This window comes from Flavobacteriales bacterium (genome assembly GCA_020635855.1).
Taxonomy (GTDB): Bacteria; Bacteroidota; Bacteroidia; order JACJYZ01; family JACJYZ01; genus JACJYZ01.
The window spans coordinates 1,864,136-1,878,941 of record JACJYZ010000002.1 but is presented as its reverse complement, the minus strand read 5'-3'; the positions used below and the strand labels follow the sequence as shown (position 1 = coordinate 1,878,941).

The window sequence follows — 14,806 nt, the reverse complement described above, 5'->3', positions numbered from 1 at the left end:
TTACATTTGCCCCGCAATGAACATGCAAGCTACATATATCTCTTTTGCAACATTCGGCGGGACGACCGGTTCCGGTAGCATTGCATCATCCATCACCATCATTGCTACCACCATTACCCCTTTGGGGGTGTAGCAGTCATATCAACCACTTATTATTTATTTTGGGGCTCCCAGAAAGCCCGGGTGTAGAACTTTTTATACGGTATACAATGTTAGTTATGAAGTTTGGTGGCAGTTCGGTGAAAGACGCCACAGTGATCAAGAAAGTCATAGAGATCGTCAAAGGGCGAATCAAAAAAGAAAAGGCAGCGGTAGTGGTGTCTGCATTCGGCGGCGTTACCGACGAACTGATTCGCCTCAGCAAGGAAGCAGCCAGTGGCGACAAGGGCTACCGTTCCGGGCTGGAAGCCATGGAACTGCGCCATCTTACCGCCGTTAGAGAGCTTGTGAAAGTAGCCAACCAGAGTGCAGTACTGGCCAACGTGAAAGTACGCTTGAATGAACTGGATGATGTGCTTCACGGGATTTTCCTCGTCCGGGAGATCAGCCCGAAAACCCAGGACTTCATCCTTAGCTTCGGGGAAAGGTTATCCTCCTACATCATTACCGAAGCCTTCAGGGACGCGGGAGTGAAATCGAATTGGGCGGATGCGGTTCAATTCATCAGCACCAACAACGAATTCAACAATGCGCAGGTGGATTTCGAAACCACCAACAAACAAATCCGCAAGTTCTTTAAAGATGCGCAGGGTGTTCAGATCGTGCCCGGCTTCATCGGCAGCACGCCTTCCGGTGAGATTACCACACTGGGTCGCGGCGGATCCGACTATACCGCCGCCATCATCGCTGCTGCACTCAAAGTAAGGGAACTTGAAATATGGACGGATGTCGATGGCATCATGACCGCCGATCCGCGTAAGGTGACAGGTGCTTTTCCCGTGAGTCATCTGTCATACGAGGAAACCATGGAGTTGAGCCATTTCGGGGCCAAGGTGGTTTATCCGCCTTCCATTCAACCCGTCATGGAAAAAGGCATTCCTTTCCGCATCCTCAATACATTCAATGTAAATGCCCCGGGTACCCTGGTCAGCAAGAAAAGTGTACACTTCGATGCAGGCATCAAAGGCATCTCATCCATCGATCATGTGGCCCTGCTTACACTGCATGGCAGCGGTATGATCGGTGTGGCCGGTATCTCGATGCGGTTGTTCGGCGCCCTGGCACGACACCACGTGAGTGTGATCATGATTTCCCAGGCATCTTCCGAACACTCCATCAACTTTGCCATCCGCCCCGATGATGTAGCCACCGCAAGAAAGGCGATCGAATCCGAGTTCCGGAATGAAATCATCCTCGGACAGGTGGAGCCGGTTAAGGTGGAGGAAGATATGTCGGTGGTGGCCGTAGTGGGTGAGAACATGCAACGCACGCCCGGTGTGGCCGGTAAGCTGTTCAGTTCCTTGGGCAGAAACGGTATCAATATTTCTGCCATCGCACAAGGTTCTTCCGAGCTGAACATCTCCCTGGTGATCGACAACAAAGACATCAAAAAAGCGCTGAACGTCATCCACGAAGGATTCTTCCTGTCGCACCAACAAACACTCAACCTGTTCGTGGTGGGTACCGGAACAGTGGGAGGAACATTGCTCAACCAAATCCGTTCCCAGTTCGAATACCTGAAAGACACCCATCACCTGCAGCTGCGAGTGGTTGGCCTTACCAATACAAGGAAGATGGCCTTTGCGGAACACGGCGTAGACCTGATCGACTGGAAGCAGATGTTGCAACTCGAAGGAAAAAAAGCCGACTTCGGTAAGTTCATTGATCGCATGTTTAAGTGCAACCTCCGCAACAGTGTACTGGTGGATTGCACATCCAGCGGTGATGTGGCGGCCATCTACAAGGATGTGCTTGAGAAAAGCATCTCCGTGGTTACTCCCAATAAGATCGCATGCTCTTCTCCGTACAACTCATACAAGGCGCTGAAGCGTACCGCAGCATTGCGCGGGGTTCGTTTTCTTTTCGAGACAAACGTTGGATCCGGTTTGCCGGTGGTGAATACGCTGAATGACCTCATCAAAAGCGGCGATCGCATCGAACAGATCGAAGCGGTGCTTTCCGGCACCCTGAACTACCTCTTTAACACGGTCAGCGCTAAAAACAGCCTGAGTACTACCGTGAAGAAAGCGATGGATATGGGATATGCTGAACCCGATCCGCGTATCGACCTGAACGGCGTGGATGTGGCGCGCAAAATCCTTATCCTCGCCAGGGAAAGCGGAGCCAAACTGGAAATCAAAGATGTGAAGGTGGATCATTTCCTGCCGGAATACTGCCAGAAAGCAAAGTCGGTGGACGACTTCATGAAAACACTTCAAAAGTACGATGCCGATTTCGAGGTCAAACGGAAGGAACTGGAAGCAAAAGGAAGGCGATGGAGGTATGTGGCAACTTACAAAAACGGAAAAGCGGTGCTCGCACTCAAGGAATTTGAAAGCAGTCATCCTTTTTATCATATCGAAGGAAGTGATAACATTGTGCTGTTTACAACCATGCGGTACAAAGCACAACCCCTGGTGGTGAAAGGTGCCGGTGCCGGAGCGGAAGTAACAGCTGCCGGTGTGCTGGCGGATATTGTAAGGGTAGGTGCATAAATCAGATCAACCAACAGTGTCATGAAATCCATTCTCCTACATGTGCCCGCAACCGTTGCCAATGTGGCTTGCGGTTTTGATATCATGGGCTTCGCACTCGATACCCCGGGGGACCGAATGCGCGTGACCCGGTCCAAATCACCGGACATTAAAATCATTAATTCATCCAAGCAGAAAAACCTGCCCGTGGATCCTGCAAAGAACACGGCAGGTGTTGCATTGCGAGCATTCCTTGATCACATCCAAAGCGATGCGGGCTTTGAACTGGAGATCCTGGAAAAGATCAAACCGGGTAGCGGTCTCGGATCCAGCGCCGCCAGTTCAGCAGGTGCGGTATACGGTGCCAATGAACTCCTCGGTAAACCTTTGTCGCCCGTTGAGCTTGTTCCTTTTGCCATGGAGGGCGAACGGCTGGCCAGCGGAACGGCCCATGCCGATAACGTGTCTCCCGCACTGATGGGCGGTTTTACCCTTGTGCGCAGCTACGTGCCGCTGGATGTGATCTCCATCCCATACCCCAAAGATTTGTTTTGCGCCGTGGTGCATCCGCAGATCGAAGTGCGCACCGAAGATACCCGGAAGATCCTCAGGAATGATATCCGGTTGCGCGATGCGGTGACCCAATGGGGGAATACAGCCGGACTTGTGGCCGGACTCATGATGGGCGATTTCGACCTGATCGGGCGCTCACTCCACGACGTGGTGATCGAACCCACACGTTCCATCCTTATTCCCGGCTTTGAGCTGGTGAAAAAAGAAGCGATGGAAAGAGGGGCGCTCGGATGCAGCATTTCCGGATCCGGACCTTCCATCTTCGCACTCGCCAGAAATGAAGCCAGGGCGAAGTCGATTGCCGAAGGCATGGCCAAGACATATCAGAAACTGAAAGTCCCCTACCAAACGCACATTTCCGCGATCAACCCGGTAGGACCCAAAATATTGAAAGGATAGCAATGCAGTTTTACAGCACACGTGACAAATCCCTGCGCGCAGATCAGCGCCGGGCCATCATGGACGGACTTGCACCCGACGGCGGATTGTACATGCCGGTGGAGATCCCCGTTTTACCCGACAGCTTTTTCAAAGCACTGCCCGGGATGACCCTTCCCGAGATCGGCGCCACCGTACTCGGGACTTTTTTCGGCGACGGACTCTCCAAAGCTCAGATCGAAACCATGGCGGCCGACGCCCTCAATTTTCCCATTCCCCTGGTAGGGATCAGGGAACGGATGGCCACCCTCGAACTTTTTCACGGCCCCACCATGGCATTCAAAGACGTGGGCGCACGCTGCATGGCCCGGTTGCTCGGCACATGTGTACAGCAAGAAGATGACCACACCTATGTGTTGGTGGCCACTTCAGGTGATACCGGCAGTGCTGTGGCAAACGGATTTCACGGGGTGGATGGCATCCGCGTGATCATCCTGTACCCCAGCGGCAAGGTGAGCCCCGTTCAGGAAAAACAACTGACCACCCTCGGAGGAAACGTATATGCCCTGGAAGTGGACGGCGTGTTCGACGATTGCCAGCGCATGGTGAAACAAGTGTTCTCCGATCCGGAGATGCGCAAGGAGTTCAGGCTGACATCCGCCAACTCCATCAATGTGGCACGCTTCATCCCCCAAAGCATTTATTATTTCCACGGAGTGGGACAGATGCAAGGGGCGGAAGCCACCGTAACGATTCCCAGCGGAAACTTCGGCAACCTGTGTGCCGGGTTGTTTGCCCAGCGCATGGGGCTCAATATCCGTCGCTTTGTAGCTGCCACCAACGTAAACGACGTGGTGCCGGCTTACCTGCAAAGTGGAAAGTACGAGCCACGCGCATCCGTAGCCACCATTTCCAACGCCATGGATGTGGGGGCGCCCAGCAACTTCGAACGCATCCTCGACCTGTTTGATCACGACCATGCCCGCATCGCGGAGGTGATCCACGGCTACAGCTTCACCGATGACGAGACACGCTCCGCCATTGCCAAAGTATTTCAAGAATTCAACTACCTCCTGGATCCGCACGGCGCCGTTGGTTACCTCGCCATGAAAAAAGAATTGGCCGACAACGGTGGTATGGGCTTCTTCCTGGAAACCGCCCATCCGTCAAAATTCCCGGAAGTGGTGGAGCAGGCCACCGGCCTAAAGGTGGAGATACCCGAACGCATGCAGGAATTGATGAGCCGCGAGAAAAAGGCCACCCGCGTGCCTGCCGATGAACAGGCGTTGAAGGATTTCATGCGGGCGTTGGATTAGTTTGAGGCACTCATGCCTGGGTGTTGGGAATGTTTTTTGCCAAAAAGGCACGAAGACACCAAGATGTGAAGGGATGATCTGTTAGGCGAAGGTTTCATATTCGTCTTGTTGCAGCGGATGTTTTTTTGCCACAAAGACACGAAGACACAAAGGATATGAAAAGGGATGATTTGTGGCCCCATGGGTTAGGCGAAGGTTTCATATTCGTCTTGTTGCAGTGGATGTTTTTTTGCCACAAAGGCACAAAGACACGAAGGGTGCAGGTAGGTATGCTTTTGATTTCTTTGCGTCTGGTGGGTTAGGCGAAGGTTTCATATTCGTCTTGTTGCAGTGGATGTTGTTTTGCCACAAAGGCACGAAGACACGAAGGGTGCAGGTAGGTATGCTTTTGATTTCTTTGCGTCTTGGTGGGTTAGGCGAAGGTTTCACCTTCGTCCAGCTATCTTGTAGCGTTTGCTACACCAGGATCAGGCCTTTGTGCCTTCGCGCCTTTGTGGCATCCCCAACACATTTTGTTTCCATCCGGTATACACCGCAAAGCGGATTTTTGATGCGCTTTAAGGAAATGCCCTAACTTTAGGCCATGAATTACAAACAGCTCAAAAGCCTGCTGGCTGATCCGCGCAAGATCGTGATCACCACCCATACACACCCAGATGGTGATGCCATGGGTTCGTCGCTGGCCCTTGCCTTGTACCTGCAGAAGAAAGGACACCGGGTACAGGTGATCACCCCCACCGGTTATCCCGACTTCTTACACTGGCTGCCCGGCAACAACGAGGTGCTGATTTATAACATGAACGACGGCACCAAACGAAAAGGCGAACGGATGGTGGGACAGGCAGACATCGTTTTCGCGCTGGACTACAACGATCCCAAACGCATTGATGACCTGGGCAAGTTCATGCAGGATTCCAAAGCCACCAAAGTACTCGTTGATCACCACCCCGACCCGGTGAACTTCGCCGAACTGGCACTTTCAGATACACGCGCCTCCAGCACCTGTGAGCTCATCCACCGCCTGATCACCTCCCTTGGAGACAAGGCCCTCGTCAACCAGGACATCGCTTCTTGCCTCTATACCGGCATCATGACAGATACCGGATCTTTCCGGTTCGCCTCCACCTCTCCGGAAACACACCGCGTGGTGGCCAGCCTGATTGAAACCGGCATGCAGCATACCCTCATCCACGAACGCATTTTCGATTCATACAGCGAGAGCCGGGCACGCTTGCTCGGATATAGCCTGAAAGACAAACTGGTGGTGTTCCCTGAGTTTCATGCGGCCTACATCAGCCTGAGCAAAGCCGAGCTGGATCAGTTCGGATACCAGAACGGAGATACGGAAGGGCTGGTGAACTATGCGTATGCGATCAGCGGTATCCGCCTGGGTGCATTGTTCATGGAGAAAGGAGACCTGGTGAAGATATCTTTCCGCTCCAAAGGCAGCTTCGATGTGAATGAACTGGCACGCGAACACTTCTCGGGCGGAGGCCATAAGAATGCAGCTGGTGGCTCTTCCACCTTGACATTGCAGGAAACAGTGAAGAAATTCGAAGCGCTGCTTCCCAGCTACGCCGAAGGTTTGAAGGCATTTTGATGCGACCAAATAATTGCAGTTGCATGTCGTTACACCCATGATGCATCGCTCCCTTGCATATTCGTTTTTTGTTGTGTGCCTGATGGCCGCATGCCAGGAATCCGCTCCGCCGCCAAAACCGAAACCCCTTCCTCAAAAGGAACTGAAGGAAGACCTCGAGCACGCCAACAACATCCTCGTTCGCAATGAAATCTTCGAGATCGATAACTTCATCCGGAGAAGAAACTGGAACATGACCGAAACCGGATCCGGGCTTCGCTTTATGTCGGGAGGTGGTGGAACAGGCGATACCGTCCGCATGGGAAATAAAGTCACATTTTCTTTCAAGATCTCATTGCTGACGGGCAAACAATGCTACGATTCGGACAAGGACGGATTGCGTACCGTCAGACTGGGGCAGGAAGAACTTGAACCGGGATTACTCGAAGCCTTCCAGATGATGAAAAAAGGGGAGCAGGCCACGATCATCCTGCCGGCTCACCTGGCGTTCGGACTGGCGGGTGACGACAACAAGATACCCGGAAGGGCCTCGTTGCTGTACGATGTGAAGATCGTTGAAGTAATAAAATGAGTTTGTGGTTTGTGGTTTCTTGTTTCTTGTTTCTTGTTTGTAGTAGGTGCCAGGCAAATAACCAATAACTAGTAACCAATAACCAAAAACAATATCTTCACGTCCTGAACGCATGCTCATAACTACATGAAAAGAAAGAAACATCAGATGACCCGGTTGGGGCAGTTTGCATTGGCGGCAATTGTCTTGTGGGGAATGGCATCCTGCGGTGGGGAAGACAAGTCTTCCAACGACCCTTATCCGGATTATGCGAAGTCGGAAACCGGACTCTATTACAAAATTCTGAAGCTGGGAGAAGGAGATTCAACCCCCAAACCGGGAGATGTGATCACCATCGCCATTACATACATGACCGATAGCGATAGCATCTTCCTGCAACAGCAAACCACCTTTGCACTGGCTGGAGAACCCTCATTCAAAGGTTCTTTTGAAGAAGGGATCTTTACCATGAAGGAAGGGGATAGCGTGGCCTTCCGTGTGCCGGCAGATTCGCTTTTCGGGGTGATGATGGGCGTGGACCGACCGAACTTCGTTGATTCAGGAAGCTACATGCGGGTGGATGTGATGCTGGAACTTATCCACCACAAACGTGACCTTGTGGCCGATGCAAAAGCATATGAGCAATGGCTTGAGTCGGCAGACATGCGCGAGCTGAACGCCATGCGGAAGTTCTTTGATGCACAGGGCCTGACCAATTCCATCAAACCCACCGATGGCGGACTTTTCTTTTTAACCCAGGAAGGAGGAAAGAAGAATGGCAAGCATGCCCGGTACGGCAAGAGAATCCAGATCCATTACAGGGGCATATTCCTGGATGGAAAAGAATTCGATAACTCCTATAAGAATGGGGAGGGAATGGACTTTACGCTGGGGGCGGAAGGACAGGTGGTGCCCGGATTGGAAATGGTGCTTCCCGTGATGACGGAAGGTGAAAAGATCACCGTGCTGTTGCCGTCATTCCTGGCATACGGCAAGGAAGGATCGTCTTCCGGGATCGTGCCTCCGAGCACACCCGTGATCTACGAGATTGAATTAATAAAAGTATATTAGCCCAATTTTCCGTAGAAAAAACCAAGCATATGAAATCGTATAAATCAGGCCTGTTTGTCATGCTGGCCGCAGCTTCTTTGATGATGAGTTGTAACGAAAGTGAATTTCCCGACGGACTGTACGCCCAGTTTGAAACCACCAAAGGTGAGATCGTTTGTAAGTTGGAATACCAGAAGGTTCCGATGACCGTGACCAACTTCGTGGGCCTGGCCGAAGGTACCATCAAAAACACCGCACGCCCGGAAGGGAAGCCGTATTATGACGGACTCACCTTTCATCGTGTGGTGCCAAACTTTGTGATCCAGGGGGGTGACCCCCAGGGCAACGGACAAGGCGGTCCCGGCTATTCTTTTCCTGATGAATTCGATCCCACTTTGAAACATGACACCGCGGGTGTACTATCCATGGCCAATGCAGGTCCGGGTACCAACGGAAGCCAGTTCTTTATCACCCACGTAGCAACCCCTCACCTGGACGGCCGTCACAGCGTGTTCGGTAAAGTGGTGAAAGGCATGGAAGTGGTGAATGCCATCGCCCAGGGTGATACCATTAAGAAACTAACCATCCTCAGGGTTGGAAAAGACGCCAAGAAATTCAAGGCGGATCAGGCCAGCTTTGATGCGCTGATCGCCGGCATCAAGGAAAAAGCCGAAGCGAAAAAGAAAGAAGCGGAAGCGGCATTTCGCCAGAAACTGGATCCGGTGTACAAGGATACGGTTTCTACGCCAAGCGGATTGGTATACGCCATCACCCAGAAGGGCAACGGCCCGAAAGCCGAACCGGGCAAGATGGTGTCGGTGCATTACACCGGTTACCTCATGGACGGTACCAAGTTCGATTCGTCCCTGGATCGCGGACAACCCATTTCGTTCCCGCTCGGACAAGGCCGTGTGATCCCGGGATGGGATGAAGGCATCAGCCTGCTCAACGTGGGTTCCAAAGCAACCCTCATCATTCCGCCACACCTGGCATACGGCGAACGTGGTGTGCAGGGTGTGATCCCACCCAACTCCACACTCGTGTTTGAGGTGGAATTGGTGGATGTGAAGTAGGGAGTGGTTACTGGTTGTTGGTTATTGGTTACTAGTTATTGGTTACTAGTTATTGGTTGTTCGCTGTGCCCTCGGAACCTTAGCGAAGGTGGGATGGATAAAGGACAACAGAACAAAGAGATGAAAAAGGGAGGATGTACAGCATCCTCCCTTTTTTGTTTGTATCCTCGCAGATTTTATTCCTGGATCTTACTCTTCTTCCCCTTCGCCAATTCATACCAATCCACCTTGCGGCTGAAGTACATCATGCCGGCAAGCACGATAAACAAGCCGATGCTGCCGATCAGCAGGGCATAGTCTTCCGATTGCAGCAGGAGGAAGATGAACCCGTACAACAGGGCCAGGCTGCCTCCCATGCCGTTGGCCGCCTTCTTGTTTTGCAGGGCGCCGTGCGCGTACACCGTGATCAGGGAAATCACCGCGATGCTGGAGATCACATACGCCGGGTTGAACGACAGGTGTTCGGACAACGATACAAGCAGAACATAGAAGATCGAAAGTGCCAGTCCGACCAACAGGTATTGAATGGGGTGGATGCGTTTTTTGTTGAATACCTCGTATCCGAAAAACAACACGAAGGTCAGCGACAGGATCAGGATGGCGTACTTGGCGGAGCGCATCGACTTCTGGTATTCATCCAGCGGAATGTACAGGTCCACGCCAAAGGCAGACTCCTCAAATTGTTGTGAGCTGTCTTTCCAGGCCTGTGGGTAATTTCGGTTCACATGCAATACCTTCCATGTGGCTGCGGTGTGTGTGTCGGTGATGTCCGATGAATCAGGCAGGATGGCGCCGTTGAACTTGGGGTCGGGCCAGTTGCAATCGAGGTTCACCTGGGTTTCTTTTCCCACCGGCACAAGGCGTAAGTTCTGGCTGCCCCTGAGCGCGAGCTCCATGTTGAAGTCGAATCGCTGTGAAAGGCTGTCGATAGGAACCTTGTTGGCCAATCCGTCCGGTATCTTGTAAGAATTGGTTAATCCGGGTTCCAACGTGATGGGTTTCCGGTTCCATTCGATTTGCGTCGCCTGTTGCAAACCGCTCATGTCTTTGATGCCCACCGCAATGGTGGCCTCGTTCCATATCACATCATTCGGATCCAGGCCGAGTTGCGTCACATCAGGGCGCGAAAAGGAACCGGTGAGGTTCAGCCCGGATCGGTAAAGCGCCACCTGGTACATGCCGCGTTTGCGGATTTCAGGATCCACTTTGGCTGAAACATCAAGCCGGTCGGGTAGGAAATAGGCATAAGCATGTCCTTGCGGTTCTCTAACACCATCACGGTTGATGTAGGTAAGATAGGGCAGCACCAGCACCGGTCCGGTAACGGTTTGTGCTGTTCCCCATTTGTCGCTCACTTCCCGGATCGCTTCTTCTTTGCGGTACTCCCGTTCATTGATGATGCTCATGATCATGGCCATGGGTATGAGCATGAGCAGGATGAGTACGGCAATGGAGAACAGTCGCAACGTGATGGAGTGTTTGATCTCCTCTTTGATGCGTGGGATGGTGCTTTCTTGGGTCATGGTTGATAGTTATTGGTTGTTGGTTATTGGATATTAGCTGTTGATGATGTAATCGCCTACTACGCCCAGGTGATCGGATGAGGTGGAAGTGATGGTGTCAAAACGTGTGCACCGGATCTGGTTTGAGTGCAGGATATGGTCAATGGGGATACGGAGCATCGGGGCAAAGGAGGGATAGGTGGCTGCCAGGTTCTTGCGGCTGTCGGTCAGCCGGAGCCTGTCACGGAATTGTTCCAGGTTCCGATCCCATGGCACCGTATTGAAATCGCCTATGGCCAGCTTGGGTCCTTCGATGGATGAGAAATAATCTGCCGCTTCCAGCAGGTGGCGGTTGCGGGTATGCAGACGGGCTTCGGAAGTCGGAGACTGGGGATGGAGGGTGATAAACGCAATCTCCTGCCCGTCTTTGCACACACACCCGGTTAGGTTGGCCACACCACCGAAATACCGTACGGCTTCATGATCCAGGGGGTACTTGGAGAACACGGCAATGCCGAAACAGCATTCCTCCTCGGAATGAACCATCCGGTAGGGGTATTCGTCCTTCAACCCGTCGACGAGGATGCGGGTCCACGCTTCATTTACTTCCTGGAATGAGAGGAAATCGGCGCAGCTTTCCTTCGCCGCTTTCAGGGTGGAAATATAATCTCTGTTTGACTTCAGAACGTTGAAGTGGGCAATGCGCAAGTCGGTACCCGCATGGGTTTCTTTTCCCAGGGATGCCGGGTAGGTGGGAATGACCGTGGTATATACCAGGCATGCTGCAAACAAGTGGATGGTAGCCAGTGAAAGCCGTTGCCGTACGATGAGGTAGAGGCCGAATCCCAGCAAAACGAGATGTGCCTGCCATGCCAGGGATGCCGCTGCCATGTACCAGATGTTGTTGGAGGGAAGTGAGATGGCGGCCATGTAACATAGCACGGCCAGTGCCGATAGAACCTCCAGGTCGGATAATATGCGCTTCCATTTTTTCATATAAAGAACTTTGAGTTTCAAAGTAGATGATTAAAAAAAATCAACGATCCTTCAGCATTTTCTCCAGCGCGGCAAGATGCTCCTGGAACGCTTGTTTGCCTGCTGCTGTGGCGGCATATGACGTGTTCGGTTTCTTTCCGATGAACTTCTTGGTTACCTTCACATACCCCAGTTGCTCCAGGGCGCCGACATGGCTGGCGAGGTTGCCGTCTGATACATCCAGGGTTTCCTTCATGGTGTTGAAGTCGACCCGGTCATTCACCATCAGTACAGACATGATGCCCAGTCGCACGCGGCTTTCGAAAGCCTTGTCGAGGTTATGTAGCCACTCTTTCACTTTGTCAGATGTCGTACTTCCTGTACATGGTGATGCCGTAAACGATATGCATCACTCCAAAACCAATCGCCCAGAACAGCAGTGAATATCCGGTGAACACGCAGGCCACCAGTCCGAGCATGATTTCCGACAAGCCCAGGTAACGGATGTCATCCAACGTGTACTTGCTTGCATTCAACAAGGCCAGTCCGTAAAATATAAGCGTGCAGGGTGCGGCGAGATAAGTCAGCTGGTGAAAGGCCAGGCTGCAAATGAAGAAACCACCTGTTACCAAGGGGATGGTCAGGTTAACCACCAGGCGCTTGCTTGCTGTTCCCCAAACAGGAATACCCTGTTTTTTGGCTTTGCGTGTGGTAAAAAATATGCCCGATAAAAGGGCTGCGATCAATACGCCTACCGCAATACCCACGTGGGTGAAAAGGGCACTCTTCTTTAGCGCACCACCTGGTGTGTAAATCAATTCATACAGGGGATAAAATCTTTTGCCCCATAGAAAATAGGTGACGGTGGCACCGATGAGTGCACAAACACCTGCGGCGATTCCGCTCAGGCCGCTCAGGGAGATGAACCTCGATGAGCGTTCCATCATGCTGCGGATCTCGATCAGGTCCTGGAGGGAAGGTTGCGGTTTTGTATCCATAAAAGTACTTTGAATTACAAAGTTAATGCTTTGAATCATCAACGCCAAATATTCAATAGGTATTGCAGCATGGGAAGAAGGAGGTCAGTGGTTGTATTTCGACTTGTAGAAGGCGGCCGCTGTTTGCAGGATGAAGTCGATCGTTTTCTTATCAGATTCGATAAAGCTGGAGTAGTTCAGTTCTTTCCCATATAGTTTTTTGTACACATCGGATTGGATGAACGGTTTGTAACGGGCATCCACCATCAGGTTCATGATCACGGTCACCACATAGGTGTCATAGTAGTAGGGGCGGTTGGCTTTATACAACAGTTCGGGGATGCATTCGGTGGCATGCAGGCTGATCACAAGCTCTTTGTACGACTTGGTGAGCACAGGGAAATAGGGCATGCAGTTTTTGAGGAATTGAACCACAGAATCCCGTTTTGCCTCAAGGGCGTCCATTTGTCGTTTGCTGATGCGTCTTCCCTGCATGGTCGGGGCGATGTAGGCGAAGGTCAGTGTAGGCCAGTTGTCGGGCGGGCTGATCTTCATGTTCATGTTTACCCTTTCCTCGGGGTGGTTCATGGCGTACAGAAGAAGGTCTTTGGCGTTCAGGCTTTGAAAATCGGCATCGGTCAGCATGAAGTTGTTATCAACATAACTCTGGTTGCGCCCGGAGGCAAGCCTGTTCACCTTATAAGAAGTGAGGCAGTTGCCGTTTACCGGTTGCAGCACCTGTGAGTACCAGGTACGTTCACCGACCGTGATCTTCTGAAACAGCGAATCGAAGGCATATTGGCCGTTCTGCGCCATGGCAGGAGCGGTCATGCTCAACAACACGAATACGGCAAGTGGCAATCGTTGCATGGAATTCAAACGCAATTGGACGCTTTAATATACATATTCCGTACGATGACGGAGGAACAGCCCATGCATACGTAAACAGGCCGTCAGGGTTTGAAAACACGCTGGATTTACCTTGCAAAGCGGTTTGCCAATGCCAGTGCAGGTCCGATGGCCAGCAGCATGAATACGGTTGACTGGGGCAAGAGGGAGATGACATACTGCATGCAATAGATGCTGCCGATGGTGATGGAAAACCCGATGCATGTGGTCACGGTAAGTGCGGTTCCTTTTCGTTCGGGTGGTGCGGTTTGAGCCACCAGTGCGGAAAACTGGGGCGAGTCCGCCACCACAGTCAGGCCCCATAGCACGAGGAACAGATACCACACCCTATCGGGTATGTGAACCGACAACAGCCATCCTGCAGCCAGGCAACACAGTCCGGATACGATCAATGCACCATATGCTACCTTTTCGCTTCCGGCTTTTCGCGCCAGCAGACCTCCGGTAATGCAACCGATGGCTCCGGACGCGATCACAACAAAAGTGGGCCAGGCGGTCGGTGATCCCGGGTGTTTCATGGTGAGTAGGGTGGGGAGGAAGGCCCAGAACGTGTACAACTCCCACATGTGTCCGAAGTATCCGAACGCCGCGATCCGGAAAGCCTTGTTGCGAAATACCTTCAGGGATGCACCCATGTCCATCCGGGGTGCCGGCTTCCGGTGCGGTCCGGGTGCAACTCCCAGACCGACTGCCAGTGCACCAACCACCGTCAACGCCGACGTGAACCAGAACACCAGTCGCCATGACAGGGTGGCGTCGTATGCACGGATCAGATGCGGCAAAGCGGTTCCCATCACCAGGGCGCCTACCAGCCAGCCCAGGGCTTTTCCCAGTCCCAGTTCAAAATAGTCGCTCACGATTTTCATGCCTACCGGGTAGATGCCGGCAAGGAAAAACCCGGTGGTGAACCGCGATGCCATCAGCGTGCCTTCGCCCTGAATGCCCCACGTGACGGCGGCATTGGCAATGGATCCCAGCAGTGCACTAACCATAAATACTTTGGAAGGAGGGAAGCGGTCGGCAATGCCGAGCAGGGCATATACCAGTGTCCCGGCAATGAATCCCACTTGCACCGATGATGTGAGGGAGGCCAGGATGTCGTGACCCAGTCCGTACTCATCCGCCAAAGCCCCAACCACGGAATTACCTGCGAACCACATGGATGTGCAGAGGAGCTGTGCGACCACCACGGTGGGCAGTACGACGGATAGGTTGCGGGTGGGGAAGGGCATGGAGAGAAATTACGAATTAGGAATTAGGAATGGGTCGG

General features: G+C 52.4%; 13 protein-coding genes. 7 read left to right on the top strand and 6 right to left on the bottom strand.

Annotated features, from left to right (window positions below; genetic code table 11):
• The first annotated feature begins 209 nt into the window (after window positions 1–209).
• The 7 genes from thrA to H6585_07720 all read left to right on the top strand — a co-directional run bounded on the left by thrA (window position 210) and on the right by H6585_07720 (window position 9,173).
• Window positions 210–2,654, top strand: coding sequence for a bifunctional aspartate kinase/homoserine dehydrogenase I (gene thrA, locus H6585_07750; protein ID MCB9448220.1), 2,445 nt, complete (start codon window positions 210–212; stop codon window positions 2,652–2,654).
• A gap of 21 nt (window positions 2,655–2,675) precedes the next feature.
• On the top strand, window positions 2,676–3,605 hold the full coding sequence (locus H6585_07745; protein MCB9448219.1) for a homoserine kinase: 930 nt from the start codon (window positions 2,676–2,678) through the stop codon (window positions 3,603–3,605).
• 2 nt (window positions 3,606–3,607) lie between these two features.
• Window positions 3,608–4,900: a threonine synthase gene (gene thrC / locus H6585_07740; protein ID MCB9448218.1), complete on the top strand. Its 1,293-nt coding sequence runs from the start codon at window positions 3,608–3,610 to the stop codon at window positions 4,898–4,900.
• Window positions 4,901–5,483: 583 nt separating this feature from the next.
• Window positions 5,484–6,500: a bifunctional oligoribonuclease/PAP phosphatase NrnA gene (locus tag H6585_07735; protein MCB9448217.1), complete on the top strand. Its 1,017-nt coding sequence runs from the start codon at window positions 5,484–5,486 to the stop codon at window positions 6,498–6,500.
• Window positions 6,501–6,537: 37 nt separating this feature from the next.
• Window positions 6,538–7,071 (top strand): FKBP-type peptidyl-prolyl cis-trans isomerase, encoded by a 534-nt coding sequence (locus H6585_07730; GenBank protein ID MCB9448216.1) that lies wholly within the window; start codon window positions 6,538–6,540, stop codon window positions 7,069–7,071.
• A gap of 126 nt (window positions 7,072–7,197) precedes the next feature.
• Window positions 7,198–8,121 (top strand): FKBP-type peptidyl-prolyl cis-trans isomerase, encoded by a 924-nt coding sequence (locus tag H6585_07725; protein MCB9448215.1) that lies wholly within the window; start codon window positions 7,198–7,200, stop codon window positions 8,119–8,121.
• Between the two features lie 83 nt (window positions 8,122–8,204).
• Window positions 8,205–9,173 carry a peptidylprolyl isomerase gene (locus H6585_07720; GenBank protein ID MCB9448214.1) on the top strand — a complete coding sequence of 323 codons (969 nt, stop codon included), beginning with the start codon at window positions 8,205–8,207 and terminating at the stop codon, window positions 9,171–9,173.
• Window positions 9,174–9,349: 176 nt separating this feature from the next.
• On the opposite strand, the gene creD is transcribed toward H6585_07720, so the two are convergent.
• The 6 genes from creD to H6585_07690 all read right to left on the bottom strand — a co-directional run bounded on the left by creD (window position 9,350) and on the right by H6585_07690 (window position 14,768).
• Window positions 9,350–10,696: a cell envelope integrity protein CreD gene (creD, locus tag H6585_07715; protein ID MCB9448213.1), complete on the bottom strand. Its 1,347-nt coding sequence runs from the start codon at window positions 10,694–10,696 to the stop codon at window positions 9,350–9,352.
• Window positions 10,697–10,729: 33 nt separating this feature from the next.
• Window positions 10,730–11,671, bottom strand: coding sequence for an endonuclease/exonuclease/phosphatase family protein (locus H6585_07710; protein MCB9448212.1), 942 nt, complete (start codon window positions 11,669–11,671; stop codon window positions 10,730–10,732).
• Between the two features lie 40 nt (window positions 11,672–11,711).
• Window positions 11,712–12,008, bottom strand: coding sequence for a transcriptional regulator (locus H6585_07705; GenBank protein ID MCB9448211.1), 297 nt, complete (start codon window positions 12,006–12,008; stop codon window positions 11,712–11,714).
• Between the two features lie 4 nt (window positions 12,009–12,012).
• Window positions 12,013–12,648 (bottom strand): hypothetical protein, encoded by a 636-nt coding sequence (locus H6585_07700; protein ID MCB9448210.1) that lies wholly within the window; start codon window positions 12,646–12,648, stop codon window positions 12,013–12,015.
• A gap of 84 nt (window positions 12,649–12,732) precedes the next feature.
• Window positions 12,733–13,497, bottom strand: coding sequence for a hypothetical protein (locus tag H6585_07695; protein ID MCB9448209.1), 765 nt, complete (start codon window positions 13,495–13,497; stop codon window positions 12,733–12,735).
• A 107-nt stretch (window positions 13,498–13,604) separates the two neighbouring features.
• Complete coding sequence (locus H6585_07690; protein MCB9448208.1) at window positions 13,605–14,768, bottom strand: MFS transporter; 1,164 nt, start codon at window positions 14,766–14,768, stop codon at window positions 13,605–13,607.
• Window positions 14,769–14,806: the final 38 nt, after the last annotated feature.